Below are 306 nucleotides of genomic sequence, written 5' to 3' on the forward strand. Positions count from 1 at the left end.
CCTGATCTTCGAGGGTGCGCAGGTCGGTCCGGATCGTGACCTCGGAGACCCCGAGCTGCTTGGACAGGCTCGCAACCGTGAGGGATCCCCTCCCTGGCCAGACGGGCAAGGATCAGGGACTCACGCTCACTGCGTTCGATCGACATCGATCGTCCCTTCGTTTTGCTTTCGTTTTGGATCCTTTATCGATTCAATCGTAAGGCACGCTTGACCGGACTGCAAGTCCACTGCACCAGGTTTCCCAATCCTCGACTTTCATTTAGAAACCTAGGTAATATTCGTATGGAAGATCGAGAGGATCGCAGA

1 protein-coding gene is annotated in these 306 nt (G+C 54.9%); it reads right to left on the bottom strand.

The window, feature by feature from the left end; genetic code table 11:
• Positions 1-109, bottom strand: a 109-nt coding sequence (locus tag BN358_RS28885; RefSeq protein WP_157593394.1) for a DeoR family transcriptional regulator, incomplete at its 3' end; no start/stop codon positions are given.
• Between the last annotated feature and the right edge of the window lie 197 nt (positions 110-306).

Source organism: Sedimentibacter sp. B4, from assembly GCF_000309315.1.
Taxonomy (GTDB): domain Bacteria; phylum Bacillota; class Clostridia; order Tissierellales; family Sedimentibacteraceae; genus Sedimentibacter; species Sedimentibacter saalensis.